This is a genomic window from Streptomyces turgidiscabies Car8 (genome assembly GCF_000331005.1).
In the GTDB taxonomy this organism is placed as follows: domain Bacteria; phylum Actinomycetota; class Actinomycetes; order Streptomycetales; family Streptomycetaceae; genus Streptomyces; species Streptomyces turgidiscabies.
On record NZ_AEJB01000098.1, the window covers coordinates 1 to 22,454 of the forward strand.

The following is a 22,454-nucleotide window of genomic DNA, read 5'->3' on the forward strand; positions in this document are numbered from 1 at the left end:
AGCCCTGAACGGCGAAGCGTGCCCGGGGAACCACGGATGATCAGCCGAGCAACTCCACCTCCGCCAGTGTCGACTCACCGTCGAGGACCAGCCGATACCGCGCGTACGAGCCCCCGGACGCCACCGAGAACGCCCGCGTCTGCCGGTCCCACCTGAACGACTCACCGGAACGCCGGTCCAGCGTCCGCCAGTTCGTGCCGTCCGAGGAGCCCTGCAGCTTCCAGCCCGTGGGCGCCTCGGTCCGGTCCGACGACGTCAGCGTGTACTGGACGGCCTTCGCGTCGTCACCGGCGATGGGCAGCGCCACGGACCTCACCGTCGCGTCCGTCGCCGACGTGTTGTCGAACAACGCGCCCTCGCCCTCCACCACATCCGCACGCGGGGACGGCACCTCGTCGTCCTGGGTGATCGACACCGGCGCCGCGTTTCTGGACGCCCCCCAGGTCGAGGGTTCGGGGCCCATGTCGAACTCCAGGGTTCCGCCCTGGGAGACGATCGAGTGGGGGAGTGAAGTCGACGTCCAGGAAAGGCCGTTGACCTTCAGCCCCTGCACGTACACGTTCCGCGCGCTGTTGTCCGGGGCCTTCACTACCAGGTCCCGGCCGTTCTCCAGATGCAGGGTCGCCTTGGTGAACAGCGGGGAGCCGACGGCGTATTCGCCGCTGCCCATGACCAGCGGATAGAAGCCGAGCGCCGAGAAGAGGTACCAGGCCGACTGCTCGCCGTTGTCCTCGTCGCCGTGGTAGCCCTGGCCGATCTCGCTGCCCGTGTAGAGACGGGAGAGGATCTCGCGGACGTTCTTCTGCGTCTTCCAGGGCCGGCCGGCCGCGTCGTACATGTAAGTGACGTGGTGGGCCACCTGGTTGGAGTGGCCGTACATGCCCATCCGGACGTCCCGGGCCTCCGTCATCTCATGGATCACCCCGCCGTACGAGCCCACGAACTCCGGTGAGGCCGTCTCCGGGGTCTCGAAGTAGTCGTCGAGCTTGTCCGCCAGGCCCGCCCGGCCGCCGTACAGGTTGGCCAGACCCCGGCTGTCCTGCGGGGCGGTGAAGGCGTACCCCCAGCCGTTCGTCTCCGTGTAGTCGTGACCCCAGACGCGCGGATCGTACGCCGACGACTCCACCCGCCAGTCGCCCCGCGCGTTCCGCCCCTGGAAGAACCCGGCCTTCCTGTCGAACAACCGCACATAGTCCTGGGCCCGGTTGAGGAAGTACTCGGACTCCTCCTTGTACCGCTGCCCGCCCGTCTGCCGATACAGCTCCTGGCCCATCCGGGCGATGCCGTAGTCGTTGAGGTAGCCCTCCAGCGCCCACGACAGGCCCTCACGCGTCTCGGTGCTGGTGTAGCCGAGGAAGGGCGAGGTCGCCATGCCCTTGCGGCCCACGCCCGACGTCGGGGGGACGACGGTGGCGTTCTTGACGGCCGCGTCGTACGCCGACTTCGCGTCGAAACCGACGCCCTTCACATACGCGTCCGCGAACGCCACGTCCGACGAGGTCCCCGTCATCAGGTCCGCGTACCCGGGGGAGGACCACCGCGAGGTCCAACCGCCGTCCTTGTACTGCTGGACGAACCCGTCGACCATCTCGCCCGCCTGACGAGGAGTCAGCAGCGAGTAGGCGGGCCAGGTCGTCCGATAGGTGTCCCAGAAGCCGTTGTTGACGTACACCTTGCCGTCCACGATCTTCGCCCCGGTGTGCGTCGGGGTGTCGGGGCCCGGCATCGGGGAGAACGGAGACGCGTACCGGTACTTCGAACCGACCTTCTCGAAGCCGGAGTTGGGGTACAGATACAGCCGGTACAGACTGGAGTACAGCGTCGTCAGCTGGTCCGGCGTCGCCCCCTCCACCTCGACCTTCCCGAGCAGCCCGTCCCACTGCCGCTGGGCACCGGCCCGTACCGCCTCGAAGGACGTACCGTCCGGAATCTCGTGGCGCAGATTGGCCTCGGCCTGCTCGACGCTGATGAGCGAGGTGGCGATTCGCAGCGTCACCACACCGGTCGGCGCCCTGAAGCGGAGGTAGCCCTTGACCCCGCTCGACGAGCCCTCCGTCACCACCGCGTCGTCGTCGAACACCCCGTACACGAACAGCCGGGTCGCCCCCGCCGACAGCCCCGACTTCACGTCCGAGTAGCCGGTGAAGGTGCCGTTCTCCGGGTCCAGGGTCAGGCCCGCCTGGTCGGTGACGTTGTCGAACAGGACGCTCGCGTCGGCGCCGGGGTAGGTGAAGCGCAAGGCCGCCGCGTGGTCGGTCGGCGCCATCTCGGCCTTGACGCCGTTCTCGAAGCGCACCCCGTAGTAGTACGGCCGCGCGGTCTCGTTCTCGTGCCGGAAGGCCAGCGCCCGTGCCGTACGGCCGGTGTCCGGGGTCCCGGCGGCGGCCGACGGCATCACCTGGAAGGTCTGCCGGTCACCCATCCAGGGACTCGGCTCATGACTCGCGCTGAACGCCTGGATCGTCGGCAGGTTGTCGGCGTTGTTGGCCCGCGCGTAGTCGTACAGCCAGCTCAGCGAGCCCGCGTTGGTCACCGGCGTCCAGAAGTTGAAACCGTGCGGCACGGCCGTCGCCGGGAAGTCGTTGCCCCGCGAGAAGGCGCCGCTGGAGTTGGTGCCCCGGGTCGTCACCGCGTAGTCGGACAAATGCTCCCGGGGCGGCTCGGGGGCGACGGTCCGCAACGCCACGTCGTCCAGCCACCCGCGGAACCTCGCCGGCCCGGTCGGTGAGTCGTACGCCACCAGCAGCCGGTCGACGGTCTTCCCCTGCGCCACCGCACCGATCCGCGACGCCACATGGTTCCACTGGTTGACGTACAACCCCTTGGCCGCGCCCTGCCCCTGGGGCGTGAGGGGAAAGCCGTGCTGGTCGAGGGCCGACAGCTCACTCAGCAGGGTGCCGTCCGTGAAGGCCAGGTCCACCGACACGTTCGTGGCGTCGTAGTCGAGATCGCCGTCCGCCATCGACGGGAAGACCCGGTACGACAGTTCGGTGTCGCGGCCCACGGCCACGTTCACGTCGAACACCTTGTTGGACGAGTACGCCCGTCCGTCCGCCCGGTGCGTACCGGCGTACCGCAGCGCACGTTTGCCCGTGAAACCGGCGCGGGCCTTCGCGGTCGGCGAGCCGCTCGGCCCGCTGTCGACCAGCGACAGCATGTCCCGGGGCACGGGCGTCTCACCGCCGCCCGTCGAGAACTGGACATCGGCGAGCTGCGTGATGGCGCCCCCGTTGTTGCGGCCGATGTCCAGCCGGAAGTGCCGGTAGGAGGCAGGCGACGACAGGTCGAACGACCTGGTCTGGAACCGCTCGGCGAACGACACACCCGTACGGGTGTCGAGGGTCTGCCAGCCCGTCGTACCGTCCGCCGAGCCCTGGAGCGTCCAGTCGGCGGGGTCGCGCTCGGCGTGGTCGTTGGCCGAGGTCAGCGCGTAGGTGACGACCCTGACCGGCTCGTCAAGGTCGAACTCCGCCCAGCCGTTCGGCGCGAAGGTGAGCCACTTGGTCCCCGGCACGCCGTCGACGAGGTTCTCCTTCACCTCGCCCCCGCCGGTGTTCTCGCCGCTCGCCCGTACGTCCGTCACATGGTCGGTCGCGTTGCCGGGGATGCCGCTGCTGTACCCGCCGTCGACACCGGAGGCCCGCTTCGTGCCGTCCGGCCCGGTGTCGACGGTGTTCAGCCAGTCCGGCGCCGCCTCACCTGCCTCGAACGAGGAGGCGAACTCCTGGTCGGCTGCCGGCGCGCGGGCCGGCAGAGCGGTCGCCGCACCCTGCCCGCCGATCACCAGTGCGAACACCGCCGCGATGGCCGGAATTGATCCGAACCCCCATCCGTACCGGGCCCTGTACCGAACTCCCTGCCGCATGCGAGAGCACCCTCCCTGCCGTCGGACAACGTTGTCACCTTGGCTGCGCAGGAACCAGTAGGGAGTGAAGTGGCCAGTGGTGTCAAGGGTGTTGGGTGTGGCATTCGGGCCCAATATCGCGAATTTCCCAGGCAAAGCGATGGGCGTGGTCCACATATTTCCGCGAGGTCTCAACTCGGAAAAGACCCGCGGTCAACCCTGCATTCGATCTTGCCCCTTTGACGGGAAGTGGACTATACCTGTCGGCATCTGCCACTGTTCGACCGGTCGACGCCCGGTGCGAGGGGAGCCGGAAGGGTGGTTTGACGTGCCGAAAGCGCGGCCTGCCGGGTATTTCCTCTGATCAGGGCGCAACACGCACTAAGTACTTCCTGCACGACCCAGTTCGACCCGACCGCGGTGCCGGGAGGATCCGGTTCACCGCCTGAGTCCTGGAGAAGGCGAGGACTTGAGCATGGGATCCACCTCCGGCGAGAGCCACACCCCCGAGCGCACGACCGGCACCACCTCCGTCAACGGCTTCGGCCGCCGCGACCTGATCAAGAGGTCCGCGGCACTCGGCCTGGTCTCCGTCCCCACGATGAGCTTCCTGTCCGCGTGTGCGAGCAGCAGCGGCGGAGGAGACGAGGACAAGGCCAAGGCGGGCAAGAAGACCGCGCAGAACCCGCTGGCCGTCAACGACAGCGCCCAGATGGAGTTCGTGCTCTTCGACGGCGGCTTCGGCAAGGAGTACGCCGAGGACGCGGTCAAGATCTACGAGCAGAACTTCCCCAAGGCGAAGGTCAAGTTCTCCGCCACCCAGAAGATCCAGTCCACGCTCCAGCCCCGCTTCAACCAGGGCACCCCGCCGGACCTGATCGACAACTCCGGCGCCGAGCAGATGGACATGGGCGTCCTGGCCGGCAAGAACCAGCTCGCCGACCTCACCCCGCTGCTCGACGCCCCGTCCTTCGACGACCCGAACAAGAAGGTCCGCGACACGCTGCGGCCGGGCATCGTCGAGATGGGTCAGCTCGACGGCGACCCGGTGTGGATCATGTACTACGCCTACACGGTGTACGGCGTCTGGTACTCGCAGAAGGCCCTGGACTCGCTCGACGCCACCTACCCGGAGACGTGGGACGAGATGCTCGCCGTGTGCGAGAAGGCCAAGAAAAAGGGCATGGCCGGCTGGACCTACGCGGGCAAGTACCCGTACTACCTGCCCTTCTCGCTGTACGCGATGATCGGCAAGGTCGGTGGGGTCGAGGTCCTCGACGCGATCGACAACCTGGAGCCGAACGCCTGGAAGAACCCGGCTGTCAAGGCCTGTTTCGAGGCGTACTACGAGCTCTACAAGAAGGGCTACGTCCTCAAGGGCACCCCCGGTCTCGACCACATCCAGTCGCAGACAGCGTGGGCCAAGGGCAAGGCGCTGTTCATCCCGAACGGCTCCTGGGTCGAGAACGAGTCGGCGAACGTCATGCCCGCCGACTTCAACCTCGCCGTCTCCGCGCCGACCGGCATCGACAGCTCCGACAAGCTGCCGTTCGGCACGATCTGGGCCTCCGGCGGCGAGCCGTTCATCGTCCCGGCCAAGGCGAAGAACACGGCGGGCGGTATGGAGCAGCTGCGCATCATGCTCAGTGAGGCCTCCTCGAAGAACTTCACCAGCAAGGTCAAGTCGCTCACCGCGTACAACGGCGGCACCGACGGCATCACCCTCACCCCGGGCCTCAAGTCCGGTGTGGCGGCGCTGGAGAAGGCCGGCGACAACGTGGTGAACCCGCGCCTGCAGGACTGGTACGTGCAGCTCCAGAAGGAGAAGATCGGCGTGTCCGGGCTCGGCGAGATGATGGCCGGACGGCTCACCCCGGCCGAGGCCATCAAGAAGATCCAGGACTACGCCGACGAGACCGCGAAGGACTCGTCGATCAAGCACTACAAGCACCAGTGACCCGAAGTCGATGATCTGTCACCAGCGGCGGCACCCGCGCACGGAACGGGGTCTGTGGTAATGCAGCACGGCAAGTACCGCTTCATCGTGGGATTCCTGGCGGTCCCTCTGGGGCTGTACGCACTGTTCGTCATCTGGCCGTTCATCCAGTCCATCTATTACTCGTTCACGGACTGGACCGGACTGAGCCCGGAATTCAAGATGGTGGGCCTCGACAACTACAGGAGGATGTTCGACGACGACATCTTCTGGAAGTCGTTGCAGCACAGCCTTCTGTTCGCGTTGGTGCTGCCGCTGGTGACGATCAGTCTGGCGCTGTTCTTCGCCTTCATGATCAATGTGGGCGGGAAGCGCCGCCGCGGCGGACCGGTGATTTCGGGGGTCCGCGGTTCCTCCTTCTATAAAATCGTCTACTTCTTTCCGCAGGTGCTGTCGATCGCGATCGTCGCGCTGCTGTTCGCGTTCGCGTACAACCCGGACAGCGGCTCGATCAACTCGTTCCTGCGCGGCATCGGCCTCGACAGTGTCCAGCCGCTCTGGCTGGGCGACCCGGACCTCGCGCTGTGGTGTGTGATGGCCGTGCTGGTCTGGTCGACGGTCGGCTTCTTCGTGGTGCTGTTCTCCGCGGGCATGGCGTCCATCCCTGCGGACCTGTACGAGGCCGCGCTGCTCGACGGCGCGGGCCGTGCCACCACGTTCTTCCGGATCACCCTGCCGCTGCTGTGGGACACCGTGCAGTCCGGCTGGGTCTACATGGGCATCCTCGCGCTGGGCGCCGAGGCGTTCGCGGTCGTCCAGATCATGACGACCGGCCCCGGCGGCCCGGACTACTCGACGACCGTCATGGTCCTGTACGTGTACCAGAAGGCCTTCCGCGACGGTCAGGCCGCCTACGCAACCACCATCGGGGTCGCCCTGCTCGTCGTCACGCTGGCCTTCGCGGCCCTCGTGATGCGGCTGGGCCGGCGCGAGCGGCTGGAGTACTGACACATATGAAGACGACCGACAGCACGCCGTCGGACACGGTTCCCCAGCAGTCCGGGGGGCCCGTGCGCAAGGAGAACGCGGCCGGGAAGGAGGGGCGGGAGAAGAAGGAGGGCAGGGTCCTCAACGTCTTCTCGCAAGGCATGCTCATCCTGTGGGCGTTCATGGTCGTGATGCCGCTCCTGTGGGCGGTGATGACGTCCTTCAAGGACGACAACGCGATCTTCAGCTCACCCTGGTCCCTGCCGGACGAGCTGCACTTCGACAACTGGGCGCGGGCCTGGACCGACGCCAACATGAGCGACTACTTCCTCAACACCATCCTGGTGGTGGGCGGTTCGCTCATCGGCACCCTGGTACTCGGCTCGATGGCGGCGTACGTCCTGGCCCGCTTCGACTTCCCGGGCAACGGGTTCATCTACTACCTGTTCATCGGCGGCATGAGCTTCCCGATCATGCTGGCGCTGGTCCCGCTGTTCTACGTCGTCAACAACATGGGCCTGCTGAACACGATCCACGGGCTGATCCTGGTCTACATCGCCTACTCGCTGCCGTTCACGGTCTTCTTCCTGACCGCGTTCTTCCGGACCCTGCCGACCTCGGTGGCGGAGGCGGCCTTCGTCGACGGCGCCTCGCACTCCCGGACCTTCTTCCAGATCATGCTGCCCATGGCCAAACCAGGCCTGATCAGTGTGGGCATCTTCAACTTCCTCGGCCAGTGGAACCAGTACATGCTGCCGACGGTGCTCAACACGGACCCTGACAAAAGGGTCCTCACCCAGGGTCTGGTGCAGCTGGCCGCCAGCCAGGGCTACAAGGGCGACTGGTCGGGTCTCTTCGCCGGCCTGGTGATGGCGATGCTGCCGGTGCTGGCCGCGTACATCGTCTTCCAGCGTCAGGTGGTGACGGGACTCACGGCGGGTGCCCTGAAGTAACCGGAACCTGTTGTTCAGCCCCCGTACGCGCGCGTGCACGCCGCAAACCGTGCACGTGCGCACCTATGCGCACAAGACCCCGGATGCAGTTCAACCTCTTGACGGGAGGCGACCCGAACGGCTCATCTTAGAGTTCACTAGTTGGACATAGACGGGGCCTCATCGAAGCGGTCCCGCGCGCAGGAGGTCGTCGTGGAGACTCCGGGATCGCAGTCGTCACTGCACCGAGCCAACCTGGAACGGGTCGTACGGGCCGTGCGCCTGGCCGGGTCGCTGACGCAGGCCGAGATCGCCAGGAGCACCGGTCTGTCCGCGGCCACGGTGTCCAACATCGTGCGCGAGCTGAAGGACGGCGGAACGGTCGAGGTCACGCCCACCTCGGCGGGTGGCCGCAGGGCCCGGGCCGTCTCGCTGAGCGGGGACGCCGGCATCGTGATCGGCGTCGACTTCGGGCACACGCATCTACGGGTCGCGGTCGGCAACCTGGCCCACCAGGTGCTGGCCGAGGAGTCCGAGCCGCTGGACGTGGACGCCTCCGCCGCGCAGGGCTTCGACAGGGCCGAAGAGCTGGTCAATCGCCTGATCGCAGCAACGGGCGTCGACCGGTCGAAGATCGCCGGTGTGGGCCTTGGCGTACCGGGTCCGATCGACGTGGAGTCGGGCACCCTGGGCTCCAGCGCCATACTGCCGGGCTGGATCGGGACCAGGCCCGGTGAGGAGCTGCGCGGGCGCCTGAACGTGCCGGTGCACGTGGACAACGACGCCAACCTCGGCGCCCTCGGTGAGCTGGTCTGGGGCAGCGGACGGGGGGTGCGCGACCTGGCGTACATCAAGGTCGCGAGCGGTGTCGGGGCCGGTCTGGTGATCGACGGCAAGATCTATCGTGGCCCGGGTGGCACAGCGGGAGAAATCGGGCATATTACTCTTGATGAATCCGGCCCCGTCTGCCGTTGCGGAAACCGGGGCTGCCTGGAGACCTTCGCGGCGGCTCGTTATGTGCTGCCGCTCCTCCAGTCCAGCCACGGAACCGACCTGACCATGGAAGGTGTCGTGCGGCTGGCGCGGGACGGCGACCCTGGCTGCCGTCGCGTGATCGCCGACGTCGGCCGACACATCGGCAGTGGAGTCGCCAATCTCTGCAATCTGCTGAACCCGAGCAGGGTGGTCCTCGGCGGTGATCTCGCCGAGGCCGGTGAGCTGGTGCTCGGTCCCATAAGAGAGTCTGTCGGCCGCTATGCGATCCCCAGCGCGGCACGTCAACTGTCCGTTCTTCCAGGGGCACTTGGAGGTCGTGCGGAGGTGCTCGGAGCGCTCGCCCTCGCATTGAGCGAGATGGGTGATTCGACCCTTTTGGACGGCACGCTGCACGCAGCGACTCCTGCCTTCACCTAGAGAACGAACAAAGCCGTTGCCAACCCGTTAAGGATTTACTTCTTGACGTCGCACGTGTGGCCGAGTTGACTTCCAGCCACCTCGGCCGCAGCGTTGCGGCCCTGTCAGGGAGGCACCACCAGAATGAACGCGATGATGCGTAGAGTCGTGATCGGTACCACCGCTGTATCCATGGCCCTTGCCGTGGCGGCCTGCGGCAAGGCCGGGGACGACAAGTCCGACAGCGACAGCAGCAGCTCGGGCGGCGACAAGACCATCGGTCTGCTGCTCCCCGACAGCGTGACGGCGCGCTACGAGAAGTTCGACAGGCCGTTCTTCGAGGCCAAGGTCAAGGAACTGTGTTCCGACTGCAAGGTCGAGTACGCGAACGCCGCCGGTGACGCTGCCAAGCAGGCCCAGCAGGTCAGCAGCATGATCACCAAGGGTGTCAAGGTGATCGTGGTCAGCGCGCAGGACTCCGCCGCCATCAAGTCGTCGATCCAGACGGCCGTCGACAAGGGCATCAAGGTCGTCGCGTACGACCGTCTGGCCCAGGGCCCGGTCTCCGCGTACGTCTCCTTCGACAACGTCAAGGTCGGTGAGCTCCAGGGTGAGGCCCTGCTCACCTCCCTCGGCGCCAAGGCGACCCCGAAGTCCAAGGTCGTCATGATCAACGGTGACGACGCCGACCCGAACGCCGGCCAGTTCAAGGAGGGCGCGCACAAGGCCCTCGACGGCAAGGTCGACATCGCCTACGAGCAGTCCGGCCTGTGGAAGGACACCGTCGCCGCCCAGAAGATGTCGGCCGCCATCACGCAGCTCGGCGCCAAGAACATCGCGGGCGTCTACGCCGCCAACGACGGCATGGCCGGTGGCATCGCCAACACACTCAAGGGTGCGGGCATCAGCGGTATCCCGCTGACCGGTCAGGACGCGGAGCTCGCGGGCATCCAGCGCATCGTCGCCGGCACCCAGTCCAGCACCGTCTACAAGGCCTTCAAGCCGGAGGCCGACGCCGCCGCCCAGATCGCGGTCAACCTGCTCGACGGCAAGAGCATCGACTCGCTCGCCACCTCGACGCTGACCAGCGGCTCCGGCAACAAGGTCCCCTCGCAGCTGCTGACCCCGGTGTCGGTCACCAAGGCCAACATCGCGGACACGGTCGTCAAGGACAAGCTCTACACCGTCGCCGAGATCTGCACCGGCGAGTTCGCCGCCGCCTGCAAGACCGCCGGCCTTTCGTAGCCGACAGGCGCACCACGGCCGCCGGTCCCGGGTGAGGGCTCGCGAGTACTCGCTGAGCACCACGAGAGCACTCACCCGGACATGACCGGCGCTCCCATAGAACCTGTCCGACGCCCGGTCCGGCCTTCATACCCCGCTGCCGGGCCGGGCGTCGGACGGAACCGTTGCCATCGGCAGCGGATGCGCGCATGTTCATCTTGTAAACCAGTGCCTTGAGCACACCCCTCCGCGCCTTCCCCAAGCGCGGCATCCCCGCCGGTCAGGCGGCGAAGGAGATGGTTCACGTGTCCGCTACGCCCGTGTTGGCGTTGCGCGGAGTCTCCAAGCGGTTCGGTGCGGTCCAGGCCCTCACCGACGTAGAGCTGGAGGTCCACCCCGGAGAAGTGGTCGCCCTGGTGGGCGACAACGGCGCAGGAAAGTCGACCCTGGTCAAGACGATCGCGGGCGTTCACCCCATCGATGAGGGAGTCATCGAGTGGGAGGGCAACCCGGTCAGCATCAACAAGCCCCACGACGCCCAGGGACTCGGCGTCGCGACCGTCTATCAGGACCTCGCCCTGTGCGACAACCTCGATGTGGTCGGCAACCTCTACCTCGGCCGTGAGCTGCTGCATCGCGGTGTCATCGACGAGGTGTCGATGGAGAAGAACGCCCGGGAACTGCTGAGCACCCTCTCCATCCGCATCCCGAGCGTGCGCATCCCGATCGCCAGCCTCTCCGGCGGTCAGCGCCAGGTCGTCGCCATCGCGCGCGCCCTCATCGGGGACCCCAAGGTCGTCATCCTCGACGAGCCCACCGCCGCCCTCGGCGTCGAGCAGACCGCACAGGTCCTCGACCTGGTCGAGCGGCTGCGCGAGCGCAACCTCGGCGTCATCCTCATCAGCCACAACATGGCCGACGTGAAGGCGGTCGCGGACACCGTCCACGTCCTGCGCCTCGGCAAGAACAACGGCTCCTTCCCCGTGAAGACCACGAGCCACGAAGAGATCATCGCCGCGATCACCGGAGCCACGGACAACGCCGTGACCCGTCGTGCGGGGCGTCGCGACACGGAGGCGGCAAAGTGAGCGACACGTCCAAGACCGTGAAGCCCGACCCGGGGGCGGAGCACCAGAACACGGTGGCACCCGCCGATGACCCGACCGCGGCGCCGGTGTCCGTCGTCGACCCGCGTCTGCTGATCCGTGACGAGGGACTCAAGGGCTACGTCACCGAGTTCAAGCGCAAGGTCAAGGGCGGCGAGCTGGGCTCGCTGCCGGTCGTCATCGGCCTGATCGTCATCTGGACGATCTTCCAGGTGAAGAACGACCTGTTCCTTAGCGCAGGCAACCTCTCCGACATCAGCTACTTCATGTCGGCCACCGGCATGCTGGCCATCGGCCTGGTGTTCGTCCTGCTGCTGGGTGAGATCGACCTGTCCGTCGGTTCCGTCAGCGGTCTGGCGTCCACGCTGTTCGCCGTGTTCGTGGTGAACCACAGCATGAACCCCTGGCTCTCGCTGATTCTGACGATCCTCACCGGCATCGCCATCGGAGCGCTGCACGGCTGGTTCTTCGCGAAGATCGGCGTACCGGCGTTCGTCGTCACCTTGGCCGGCTTCCTCGGCTGGAACGGCCTGATGCTGTGGCTGTTGGGCTCCAGCGGCACCATCAATATTCCGTCGGACAGCGGTCCGGTGCACCTGCTGGGCAAGAGCTCCTTCTTCATGGACCAGGCCGTCATCGGCGCGTATCTGCTGGCCGCTCTCGCGGTCGTGCTGTCCCTGGTCGGTAACTTCGGTGAGCAGCGCCGCCGCCGGGCGGCGGGTGTGCCGTTCCGGGCGAACAGCGAGATCCTGCTGCGCGTGGGGGCGCTCGCGGTCGCTTCCTTCGCGGCCGCGGCTGTGCTGAACAACGCCGAGGGTGTCTCCAACTCACTGGTGATCTTCCTGGCGACGCTGGTGATCGTGGACTTCGTGCTGCGTCGTACGACGTACGGCCGCAAGGTGTTCGCGGTGGGCGGCGGCATCGAGGCCGCCCGTCGTGCCGGTATCAACGTGCCGATGGTCCGCATCACCGTGTTCGCGATCTCCGGCGGCTTCGCGGCGGTCGGCGGCATGTTCTTCGCCGGCGTAACGGCGTCCGCCACGCTGAACGCCGGTGGCGGCAACACCCTGATGCTCGCCATCGCGGCGGCCGTCATCGGTGGTACGAGCCTCTTCGGCGGCCGCGGCACGGTGTGGTCCGCCCTGCTGGGCATGCTGGTCATCCAGTCCATCCAGACCGGGCTCGACCTGCTGAACATGAACACCTCGATCCAGTACATGATCACTGGTGCGGTGCTGCTGGGTGCCGTTGTGATCGACTCGGTGTCGCGGCGGAGCCAGAAGGCCGCAGGGCGTGCGTGAGGCGGTGACGCCGTAGCGGGTGCGGTGGTTCTGCCGCTGTCGGCCCGCTGTGGCTTGTCGCGCAGTTCCCCGCGCCCCTGAAAGTGGCGCCTGCGGCGTGCTTTCGAACGTTTGTGCCCGGTGTCGCATTGCGATGCCGGGACCAACTGTTGGGTACGGCCGATCGCGTGACGTATCACGCAGAGGCCGGGCGTCGGTCGCGAAGGCGGAACACTAGACTCGACACGCCCGGCGAAAGCTCGATCAGCTCTACTGCAAGGAGGCACGGGTGCCGTTGCTGACCCGCATCAAGGGACCGCGCGATCTTGACCGGCTCAGCCTGGAGCAGCTCGACCAGCTGGCCGGGGAGATCCGGACCTTCCTCGTCGACGCGGTCTCCAAGACCGGCGGCCACCTCGGCCCCAACCTCGGTGTCGTCGAGCTCACCATCGCCCTGCACCGGGTCTTCGAGTCGCCCAAGGACAAGGTGCTCTGGGACACGGGCCACCAGTCCTACGTCCACAAGCTGCTCACCGGCCGTCAGGACTTCTCCAGGCTGAAGATGAAGGGCGGCCTGTCGGGCTACCCCTCGCAGGCCGAGTCCGAGCACGACGTCATCGAGAACTCGCACGCCTCGACGGTCCTCGGCTGGGCCGACGGCATCGCGAAGTCCAACGAGGTGCTGAAACGCGACGACCACCACGTGGTCGCCGTCATCGGTGACGGCGCGCTCACCGGCGGGATGGCCTGGGAGGCGCTGAACAACATCGCCGACGCCAAGGACCGCCCCCTGGTCATCGTCGTCAACGACAACGAACGTTCGTACGCGCCGACCATCGGCGGCCTCGCCAACCACCTGGCCACCCTGCGCACGACGGACGGCTACGAGCGGTTCCTCGCCAAGGGCAAGGACCTGCTGGAGCGGACCCCGGTCGTCGGCAGACCGCTGTACGAGACCCTGCACGGCGCCAAGAAGGGCCTCAAGGACTTCATCGCTCCGCAGGGCATGTTCGAGGACCTCGGCCTGAAGTACGTCGGCCCGATCGACGGCCACGACATCGAGGCCCTGGAGTCAGCGCTGGCCCGCGCCAAGCGCTTCGGCGGCCCGGTCATCGTGCACTGCCTCACGGAGAAGGGCCGCGGCTACCAGCCCGCCCTGCAGGACGAGGCCGACCGCTTCCACGGCATCGGCCCCATCCACCCCGACACCGGCCTGCCGGTCAAGGCATCCGGCGCCGACTGGACCTCCGTCTTCGGCGACGAGATGGTCGAGCTGGGCAGGGAGCGCGAGGACATCGTCGCCATCACGGCCGCGATGCTCCAGCCTGTCGGCCTGAAGAAGTTCGCCGACGCCTTCCCGGACCGCATCTACGACGTCGGCATCGCCGAGCAGCACGGCGCCGTGTCCGCGGCCGGCCTCGCCGCCGGGGGAGTGCACCCCGTGTTCGCGGTGTACGCCACCTTCCTGAACCGGGCCTTCGACCAGGTCCTCATGGACGTGGCGCTGCACAAGTGCGGTGTGACGTTCGTGCTCGACCGGGCCGGGGTCACCGGCACCGACGGCGCCTCCCACAACGGCATGTGGGACATGTCGATCCTCCAGGTCGTCCCGGGCCTCCGGCTCGCCGCCCCGCGCGACGCCGACCAGGTCCGTGCCCAGCTCCGCGAGGCCGTCCAGGTCGACGACGCGCCGACCGTCGTCCGCTTCTCGAAGGGCGCCGTCGGCCCCGCCGTACCCGCGGTGGGACGCGTCGGCGGCATGGACGTGCTGCGCGAGCCCGGCACCGACACGCCCGACGTACTCCTTGTCTCCGTGGGCGCGCTGGCGCCCATGTGCCTGGAGATCGCCGGGCTGCTGGAGCAACAGGGCATCTCCACCACCGTCGTCGACCCGCGCTGGGTCAAGCCGGTCGACGAGGCCATGGCACCGCTCGCCGAGCGGCACCGCGTGGTCGTCACCGTCGAGGACAACTCCCGTGTGGGCGGCGTCGGTTCGGCCGTCGCACAGGCCCTGCGGGACGCGGGGGTCGACGTACCGCTGCGCGACTTCGGCATCCCGCCGCGCTTCCTCGACCACGCCTCCCGGGCCGAGGTCATGGCGGAGATCGGCCTGACGGCACCGGACATCGCCCGCCAGGTCACCGGACTGGTGTCCAGGATCGACGGACGGTTCGAGCAGTCCGAGGTCGACTCGGTGCAGCCCGCCCGCGACTGACCCGCCGCTGAGCCCCGACGGGCCGGTTTCCCCACCCTTCACGGTGGCGGGACCGGCCCATCGGCGTACCGCGCTCACCCGGGGGACAACCTCCGGATCCCCGGCCGGCCCGGCCCGGACCGACGCCGGTGCGAATGTGCCCCCTAATGGAGTGAACCTCCGCGCGCCGGGGCAGGCGCTCCCCCAGTCTCGGCTTCACTCGACCGGGGGGACCCCCATCGCCCCCTCCCGATCATGTCCGGGACGACACAGCGTGGGAGGTACACCCGTGAGCAGCACCCTCTTCAGAACGAAGAAGGTCGAACAATCCATCCGTGACACCGAGGAACCGGAGCACGCGCTCAAGAAATCCCTGTCCGCGCTGGACCTGACGGTCTTCGGCGTCGGTGTCATCATCGGCACCGGCATCTTCGTCCTCACCGGCACGGTCGCCAAGAACAACGCCGGCCCCGCCGTCGCCCTGGCCTTCGCGGTCGCCGGGGTCGTCTGCGCCCTCGCGGCACTCTGCTACGCCGAGTTCGCCTCCACGGTCCCGGTGGCCGGATCCGCGTACACGTTCTCGTACGCCTCGCTCGGCGAACTGCCCGCCTGGATCATCGGCTGGGACCTGGTCCTGGAGTTCGCCCTCGGTACGGCGGTGGTGGCCGTCGGCTGGTCCGGGTACATCACCTCACTCCTCGACAACGCCGGCTGGCATCTGCCGGAGGCGCTCAGCGGCCGGGACGGGGCCGACGGCTTCGGCTTCGACATCCTCGCCGCCGCGCTGGTCCTGGCGCTGACCGGCATTCTGGTGCTCGGCACGAAGCTCTCCGCGCGCGTCACCTCGATCGTCGTCGCCATCAAGGTGACCGTCGTCCTCGTCGTGATCATCGCGGGCGCCTTCTTCGTCAAGGGCGACAACTACGACCCGTTCATCCCGAAGGCGCAGGAGGTGACGGCCGGTGACGGGCTCCAGTCGCCGCTCATCCAGCTGATGTTCGGCTGGGCACCCTCGAACTTCGGTGTGATGGGCATCTTCACCGCGGCCTCCGTCGTGTTCTTCGCCTTCATCGGCTTCGACGTGGTGGCCACGGCCGCCGAGGAGACCAGGAACCCGCAGCGCGACATGCCCAGGGGCATCATCGGCTCCCTGATCATCTGCACCACCCTCTATGTCGCGGTGTCGATCGTGGTGACCGGCATGCAGCACTACACCGACCTGTCCGTGACCGCGCCGCTCGCCGACGCCTTCAAGGCCACCGGGCACCCCTGGTTCGCGGGCTTCATCAGCTTCGGCGCGGCCGTCGGCCTCACGACCGTCTGCATGATCCTGCTGCTGGGCCAGACCCGCGTCTTCTTCGCGATGAGCCGCGACGGCCTGCTCCCCACCTTCTTCTCCCACGTCCACCCGCGGTTCAGGACCCCGCACCGGCCGACCATCCTGCTGGGCGTGATCATCGCCGTCGTCGCCGGCTTCACCCCGCTGAGCGAGCTCGCCGAACTGGTGAACATCGGCACGCTGTTCGCCTTCGTGGTCGTCGCGATCGGCGTGATCATCCTCCGCAGGTCCCGCCCCGACCTGCCCCGGGCCTTCCGGACCCCGTGGGTGCCGTTCATCCCGATCCTGTCGGTGCTCGCCTCGCTCTGGCTGATGCTGAACCTGCCCGCCGAGACCTGGCTCCGGTTCGGCGTCTGGATGGCGATCGGCTTCCTCGTGTACTTCCTCTACGGCCGCTCCCACAGCCGCCTCGGACGCGAACAGGAGGAGACCGCGGACACCGCCTGACCCGCGCCGTCGGCGGAGGTGACGACCGGATTCCGTACGGTACGGCGGGCTAGTCCTCCCGCACCGTACGGGGCCCGGCGACCTCGGCGCCCAACTCGGTCACCCTGCGCCGCAGTTCGCGATCAGCGGTGACGACCAGGCACTCCCGGTCCGCGAACTCGGCGACCAGCTCGACCATCCGGTCGTCCCCGCTGCCGGACGCCGACTCCACCCGTACGCCCGGCACCGAAGCGACCCCGCGGGCCGCCCCCTCGACCACCAGGACGATCTCCACGGGTCCCGCCCGCCCCGGCAACCCGCTCTCCGCGTACGCCACCAACCGGTCCCGCAGCCGTTCCGCCGCCCCGCGCCGGTCCCGCCACCAGCCGTCGGGAACCGAGCCGACGACATTCGCGGCGTCGACGATCACGAGCAGCGGGGCTTCCATGGGATCAGGGTCGCACGCGGCACCGGAATCGGGGATACCGGATGAGGGGGCCGGGGGGCGCGCCAAAGGTAAGAGCACACTAAAGTAGTCCAGTGCCCATTGTTCCTCCTTCCGCCAACACGGCCGCGGGGCGTCCCGAGTCGGTCAACGGTGACTGGCTCATACGGGGTCGCGACGGCCGGCTGAGCGCGTACGACGCCGTGGGAGACGGGATCGTCTGCCGCGCGGAGTCGCGTCCCGGCGGCCCCTGGCTCGCGTCCCGGCGCATCGGCGGCGACCAGCGCGTGCATCCCCTGCTCGGTGTCGGCCAAGGCGCCGACGAGTACGCCCACTTGGCGGCATGGCGGCCCACCGTGAAGGGCGAGGCGGGTCTGATCCACACCACGCACTTCCGGCCCGCCCTCGCCGCCCTCGACTGGACGCCCCTCGGCCACCCGAACCAGAAGGGCGACTGGACCGGCGTACCGGCGGTCGCCGTGGACGCCGAGGGCCGCGCCCATGTCTTCGTACGGAACGCCGTGGGCGGTGTCAGCATGCGCGGCCAGAAGGAGCGCGGCGGCTGGGGCCCCTGGCGTGACCTCAAGGGCGAGGACGTGGAAGAGCAGTTGACGGCCGTCACGCGTACGTCCGGACGCGTCGAGCTGTACGGAAACTCGCCTCACGGCATCCTTCGCTGGACGCAGGGCGGACCCGGCTGGATCCCGGAACTCGACGAGGCCCCACTGAAGGTGACGGCCCGTCAGGGAAGCCTGCGGGCGCTGGTCACGTCGGACGAGCACGTGACGCTGTTCTACACGGACGACACGGACACGGTGTGCGCGTGGCGGCCGGGCAGCGAGCCGGTCGAACTGCTCGCGGGGGCCGGTCCCGGACCGGTGTCGGTGATCCGCTGCACCCTGGACGAGGTCGACTGCACGGTGCTCGCGCAGCGCTCGGCGAGCGGCCGGGTGGCGTTCGCCGCGTATCCGACGGAGCAGGAGTCGGCGGGGGCGTGGTGGACGGAGTCCGGACCCCAACTCCCGCTGGACGCACGGGTGTCGCTGGCGGAGGACACCGGTGGACGGGTGGTGGCCGCGACGATGGCCGCCGGGGAACTGGCCGTGGCCCGGCAGAAGGGCGAGCCGGGGCTGGCGCTGGACGCCTGGCGGACGCTCTGAGACCCGGCCGACCCGCCCCGGCTTGAGGGGCGGGTAAGGGGAACGTAGGAGGAAGGCTAACTCCCGCCGCCCGCCGGAGACTTCTTCGCCCACTCGGGGATCGGGGAGTCGGTGCGGATCGCCTTCCACAGGGCATCCGCCTGCGGCTCGACGGCCACGACCCGGTTCGGGTCCACCTTGTCGTAGGCGACCGGCAGCATGACCGTCTCCATGCCCGCCGGGTCGATGCCCTGCACGCTCCGCCCGAACTCGGCCAGGGAGGTGAGCGAGGCCAGCCCGGAGTCCGTGGTCAGCGACTCGGTGAGGGTGTCGGCGATCCGGTACAGCCTGGTCGGGCTGCCGAGCAGGCCCTGCCGCTTGATCTCGCTCAACAGGGCGAGCATGAACCGCTGCTGCAGTCCTATGCGGCCGAGGTCACTGCCGTCGCCGTAGCCGTACCGGGTCCGTACGAACTTCAGTGACTCCGTGCCGTCCAGGCGGTGCGCCCCCGCGCTCAGCCCCAGCTTGGTGATCGGCTTGTCGAGCGTGACGGTCACCCCGCCCACCGCGTCGACGAGTTCCTTGAAGCCGGCGAAGTCCAGCTCGATCAGGTGGTCGACGCGTACGTCGCTCATCGCCTCCACCGTCTTCACCGTGCACGCCGAACCGACCTGCGAGTACACCGAGTTGAACATCACCCGCTTCGCGGAGGGCACCACGGTCCCGCCGGGCGCGGTGCACTCGGGCCGGGTGACGAGGGTGTCGCGCGGAATACTCACCGCGACCGCCTGGGTCCGGCCCTTGGCGATGTGCACCAGCAGCGCGGTGTCGGACCGTGCCCCACTCACCTTGGCGTCGTCCAGCGCGGCGTTGGCCCCCGCGCGCGAGTCCGAGCCGAGCACGAGCAGGTTCGTCGCGTCCCCGGCCACGGCAGTCCGGACGGGCCGGTTCTTCCCGTCGCCCAGTGCCTTGTCCAGGTCGACGGCGCCCTCCTTGAGGTTGGAGTCGAGCCCCTGGTACATCCACCAGGCAGTTCCGCCACCGCCGACCACCAGCACCAGCAACCCCGCCAGGAGGCTGCGGCGTACCGTCCGGGCACGGCTGCGGGGGCGTTCGCGACGACGTGAGGGCTGGTCGGCGGCGGGGAGCCGGGACTGACTCATGGTGCTCCGGTCTTGGATCGGCGACCCCTCCTCGGGAAGGGCGCGCTGCGGGATGGGTTGAGACACACGAGAGGACTGAAGGGTTGTACGTGTGAGTGAGTGAGAAGCAGCACTGCGTTATATGCGTTTGAGATGTGAAGTATTTGCTAGCATCCTCACTCTTGTTTTGTTCGAATTGTGTTACTGAAGACCGAAGTTTTACCTTCACGCGGCGAAGTGCCGGTGGAAACGGGGATGGGAATGATGTCGTGAGCAGAGACACCACCGTGGATCTACTAGTTGTGGGGCTCGGCTACGTCGGGCTTCCCCTCGCTCGCTCCGCTTCGGCGGCCGGGCTGAAAGTGGTCGGTCTCGATCGCAGTCGACCAGTTGTGGACGGTCTGAACGCCGGCCGGTCGCACGTGGACGACATCACCGACGCCGAGGTCCGCTCCATGCTGGAGCAGGGCTTCACGGCGGTCGACCAGGCGGAGGCCATCGCCGAGGCGGCCGCGGTCGTCGTCTGTGTCCCGACCCCGCTCACCGACCACGGTTCCCCGGACCTCGGCGCGGTGCACGCGGCCGTCGAGGACATCGCGCGGTACCTGACGCCGGGCACCCTCGTCGTCCTGGAGTCGACGACGTACCCAGGAACCACCGACGAGGTCGTAAGGCCACGCCTGGAGGCCGGGGGTCTGCGCGTCGGCAAGGACTTCCATCTGGCCTTCTCCCCGGAGCGCATCGACCCGGGAAACCCCGTCTACGGCCTGGAGAACACGCCCAAGGTGGTCGGCGGCATCACCCCGGACTGCACCAAGGCGGCCCGCGCCCTCTACGAGCGTTTCGTGACGCGCGTGGTCGAGGCGAAGGGCACGCGCGAGGCCGAGATGGCCAAGCTGTTGGAGAACACCTACCGGCATGTGAACATCGCCCTCGTCAACGAGATGTCGATGTTCTGCCGGGAGATCGGTGTCGACCTGTGGGACGCGATCCGCTGCGCCGCCACCAAGCCGTTCGGCTTCGCGCCCTTCCACCCCGGCCCGGGAGTGGGCGGTCACTGCATACCCATCGACCCCAACTACCTTTCCTACAAGGTGCGTTCGCTCGGTATTCCGTTCCGCTTCGTCGAGCTGGCGCAGGAGATCAACCAGCGCATGCCCGTGCACGTGGTCAACCGGGCGGCCGACCTGCTCAACGACCGGAGCAAGGCGGTCCGCGGCTCGCGGGTCCTGCTGCTCGGCGTGACCTACAAGCCCGACATATCCGACCAGCGCGAGAGTCCCGCCCTGGCGGTGGCCGAGAACCTGCGCACCCGGGGCGCCGAGCTGGTCTACTTCGACCCGCGCGTCACCGACTGGACGGTCGGCGGACTGCCGGTCGAGCGGACCGACGACTACCTGGCCGAGGCCGAGTCCGCAGACCTCACCATCCTGTTGCAGCCGCACCGCGAGATCGACCTGGACCTGCTGGCCGACCGCGCCCGGATCGTCTTCGACACCCGGGGCAAGTCCGCCGATCACCCCCGGGTGGTCAAGCTGTGACCTCCGAGGACCCGTACATACCCGGCGCCGTCGACTCCGACGGACGTCAGCGGCACCGCAAGCGCAGGCATCTGAAGGTCTCGTACCTCGTCTTCCTCGTCCTCGCCGCGCTGATCGCCACCCGGCTCGACGCCGGTTCGCTGCACCTGTACTCGATGGGTGCCATGGGCCTGCTGGCCCTGAAGATGGTCGGCGCCCTCTTCTACCGGACGGCCAAGGCGGACCGGGAAGGACTGGAGTACCTGGAGAACTCCTGGGTCACCGCGGTCATCCCGATCTACAACGAGGACCCGGTGATGTTCGAGCAGGGCATGCGCAGCCTCCTTGTGCAGAGCCGGCTCCCCAACGAGATCCACATCATCGACGACGCCAGTGCCAGTGACAGCGGCATCAGGACGGCGAAGAAGATGCGGCGCGAGTTCGAGGCCCGCGGCGTGAAGTACACGGTCAGCGTGCAGCCGGAGAACAAGGGCAAGCGCGAGGCGCTCGCACTGGGCTTCGAGGCCGCGCCGTACACGGACATCTTCCTGTGCGTGGACTCGGACACGGTGCTCTCCCGGGACACCGTCCGTGAACTGCTCCTGCCGATGGCGGACGAGAAGATCATGGCCTCCACGGGCATGGTGCTGGCACTCAACTACGACAGCAACATCTTCACGCGCCTCCAGGACCTGCGGTACGGCAACTCGTTCCTCTTCGAGCGGGCCGCGTACTCACGTCTGAAGTCCGTGCTGTGCTGCTGCGGCGCGCTCTCCGCCTACCGGGGGACTCTGGTCCGCAAGTACCTCCCCGACTTCCTCAACCAGCAGTTCCTGGGCAAGCCGGCCGTCTTCGGCGACGACCGCCGCATGACCAACTACTGCTTGATGGAGGGCCAGGTGGTCTTCCAGGAGACCGCCGTCGGCTACACGGCCGTGCCGGAGAAGCTGCCGCACTTCCTGCGTCAGCAGGTCCGCTGGAACAAGTCCTTCTTCCGCGAGTCCCTGTGGGCTTTCCGGCACCAGAAGAAGTACCGGCCGGCCTTCTGGCTGACCTGCATGGAACTGGCGCTGTGGCTGGTCTTCGGCTCGGCGATGTTCTACTCGATGGTCATCCTGCCCATCATGAAGCCGGACCAGTTCGTCGACCACATAGGCGACTACGGCGTCTTCATGGTGCTCATGGGATACCTCCGCAACGTGCGGTACCTCGACTTCCCGCGCCGTGGCATGGGCTTCGTCAAACGCTTCGGCATGTTCCTGCTCGCACCGATCTACGGTGTGATCCAGCTGACCCTGCTCACCCCGCTGCGCTTCTACGCGCTCCTCACCCTGCACAAGGGCAGTTGGGGCACCCGGCAGGGCGGCGTGGAGGTCTCGGTCGCCGGGGATCACGAGACGGACGTGACGGAGATCTACGAGGAAGAGGACCCGTACTCCGATCCCAAGGTCGGCGAGACGCTTCAGCTCATGCGTCTGGAAGGCGTGGCACTGGCCCGTACGGCCCGTCGCCCGGCCGCCGTGGTCTTCGAGCAGCCGCTCCCGGGGG

15 protein-coding genes are annotated in these 22,454 nt (G+C 67.9%); 12 read left to right on the plus strand and 3 right to left on the minus strand.

Going from position 1 to position 22,454, the window contains the following annotated elements; all coding sequences use genetic code 11:
- Positions 1-40 precede the first annotated feature (40 nt).
- Positions 41-3,865: a GH92 family glycosyl hydrolase gene (locus tag STRTUCAR8_RS05455; RefSeq protein ID WP_006374467.1), complete on the minus strand. Its 3,825-nt coding sequence runs from the start codon at positions 3,863-3,865 to the stop codon at positions 41-43.
- Between the two features lie 454 nt (positions 3,866-4,319).
- Here STRTUCAR8_RS05455 and ngcE point away from each other — a divergent pair, with 454 nt between their 5' ends.
- From ngcE to STRTUCAR8_RS05500, 9 genes are all read left to right on the plus strand, one after another.
- Positions 4,320-5,801, plus strand: a complete 1,482-nt coding sequence (ngcE, locus tag STRTUCAR8_RS05460) for an N-acetylglucosamine/diacetylchitobiose ABC transporter substrate-binding protein (RefSeq protein ID WP_006374469.1) — start codon at positions 4,320-4,322, stop codon at positions 5,799-5,801.
- 60 nt (positions 5,802-5,861) lie between these two features.
- Complete coding sequence (locus tag STRTUCAR8_RS05465) at positions 5,862-6,788, plus strand: carbohydrate ABC transporter permease (RefSeq protein WP_044471674.1); 927 nt, start codon at positions 5,862-5,864, stop codon at positions 6,786-6,788.
- Between the two features lie 5 nt (positions 6,789-6,793).
- Positions 6,794-7,720: a carbohydrate ABC transporter permease gene (locus STRTUCAR8_RS05470; protein ID WP_006374456.1), complete on the plus strand. Its 927-nt coding sequence runs from the start codon at positions 6,794-6,796 to the stop codon at positions 7,718-7,720.
- A gap of 192 nt (positions 7,721-7,912) precedes the next feature.
- Positions 7,913-9,112 (plus strand): ROK family transcriptional regulator, encoded by a 1,200-nt coding sequence (locus STRTUCAR8_RS05475; RefSeq protein WP_006374459.1) that lies wholly within the window; start codon positions 7,913-7,915, stop codon positions 9,110-9,112.
- 123 nt (positions 9,113-9,235) lie between these two features.
- Positions 9,236-10,336, plus strand: coding sequence for a sugar ABC transporter substrate-binding protein (locus STRTUCAR8_RS05480; RefSeq protein WP_006374465.1), 1,101 nt, complete (start codon positions 9,236-9,238; stop codon positions 10,334-10,336).
- Positions 10,337-10,611: 275 nt separating this feature from the next.
- Positions 10,612-11,403, plus strand: a complete 792-nt coding sequence (locus STRTUCAR8_RS05485; protein ID WP_078507121.1) for an ATP-binding cassette domain-containing protein — start codon at positions 10,612-10,614, stop codon at positions 11,401-11,403.
- Entirely contained in the window at positions 11,400-12,722 is a 1,323-nt protein-coding gene (locus STRTUCAR8_RS05490; RefSeq protein ID WP_006374457.1) for a sugar ABC transporter permease, read from the plus strand. The genes STRTUCAR8_RS05485 and STRTUCAR8_RS05490 overlap by 4 nt, the downstream gene beginning before the upstream one ends.
- Before the next feature lie 268 nt (positions 12,723-12,990).
- Complete coding sequence (gene dxs / locus STRTUCAR8_RS05495; RefSeq protein WP_006374463.1) at positions 12,991-14,916, plus strand: 1-deoxy-D-xylulose-5-phosphate synthase; 1,926 nt, start codon at positions 12,991-12,993, stop codon at positions 14,914-14,916.
- Between the two features lie 268 nt (positions 14,917-15,184).
- Positions 15,185-16,681: an amino acid permease gene (locus tag STRTUCAR8_RS05500; RefSeq protein WP_006374466.1), complete on the plus strand. Its 1,497-nt coding sequence runs from the start codon at positions 15,185-15,187 to the stop codon at positions 16,679-16,681.
- A 49-nt stretch (positions 16,682-16,730) separates the two neighbouring features.
- Here the strand turns inward: STRTUCAR8_RS05500 and STRTUCAR8_RS05505 are convergent, their stop codons facing one another.
- Positions 16,731-17,108, minus strand: a complete 378-nt coding sequence (locus STRTUCAR8_RS05505; protein WP_006374470.1) for a PIN domain-containing protein — start codon at positions 17,106-17,108, stop codon at positions 16,731-16,733.
- Positions 17,109-17,200: 92 nt separating this feature from the next.
- Between STRTUCAR8_RS05505 and STRTUCAR8_RS05510 the strand changes: the two genes are divergently transcribed.
- Entirely contained in the window at positions 17,201-18,265 is a 1,065-nt protein-coding gene (locus STRTUCAR8_RS05510) for a PLL family lectin (RefSeq protein WP_006374462.1), read from the plus strand.
- Between the two features lie 56 nt (positions 18,266-18,321).
- Here the strand turns inward: STRTUCAR8_RS05510 and STRTUCAR8_RS05515 are convergent, their stop codons facing one another.
- Positions 18,322-19,407 carry an LCP family protein gene (locus STRTUCAR8_RS05515; protein WP_006374461.1) on the minus strand — a complete coding sequence of 362 codons (1,086 nt, stop codon included), beginning with the start codon at positions 19,405-19,407 and terminating at the stop codon, positions 18,322-18,324.
- A 248-nt stretch (positions 19,408-19,655) separates the two neighbouring features.
- Here STRTUCAR8_RS05515 and STRTUCAR8_RS05520 point away from each other — a divergent pair, with 248 nt between their 5' ends.
- Positions 19,656-20,927 (plus strand): nucleotide sugar dehydrogenase, encoded by a 1,272-nt coding sequence (locus STRTUCAR8_RS05520; RefSeq protein ID WP_078507122.1) that lies wholly within the window; start codon positions 19,656-19,658, stop codon positions 20,925-20,927.
- The coding region (locus STRTUCAR8_RS05525; protein ID WP_006374460.1) for a glycosyltransferase at positions 20,924-22,454 on the plus strand (1,531 nt) is incomplete at its 3' end. The genes STRTUCAR8_RS05520 and STRTUCAR8_RS05525, both read left to right, overlap by 4 nt.

Coding starts and splice junctions, on each gene's coding strand:
- STRTUCAR8_RS05455 (WP_006374467.1), bottom strand. CDS start 3,865: ATGCGGCAGGGAGTTCGGTACAGGGCCCGGTACGGATGGGGGTTCGGA.
- ngcE (WP_006374469.1), top strand. CDS start 4,320: ATGGGATCCACCTCCGGCGAGAGCCACACCCCCGAGCGCACGACCGGC.
- STRTUCAR8_RS05465 (WP_044471674.1), top strand. CDS start 5,862: ATGCAGCACGGCAAGTACCGCTTCATCGTGGGATTCCTGGCGGTCCCT.
- STRTUCAR8_RS05470 (WP_006374456.1), top strand. CDS start 6,794: ATGAAGACGACCGACAGCACGCCGTCGGACACGGTTCCCCAGCAGTCC.
- STRTUCAR8_RS05480 (WP_006374465.1), top strand. CDS start 9,236: ATGAACGCGATGATGCGTAGAGTCGTGATCGGTACCACCGCTGTATCC.
- STRTUCAR8_RS05485 (WP_078507121.1), top strand. CDS start 10,612: ATGGTTCACGTGTCCGCTACGCCCGTGTTGGCGTTGCGCGGAGTCTCC.
- STRTUCAR8_RS05505 (WP_006374470.1), bottom strand. CDS start 17,108: ATGGAAGCCCCGCTGCTCGTGATCGTCGACGCCGCGAATGTCGTCGGC.
- STRTUCAR8_RS05515 (WP_006374461.1), bottom strand. CDS start 19,407: ATGAGTCAGTCCCGGCTCCCCGCCGCCGACCAGCCCTCACGTCGTCGC.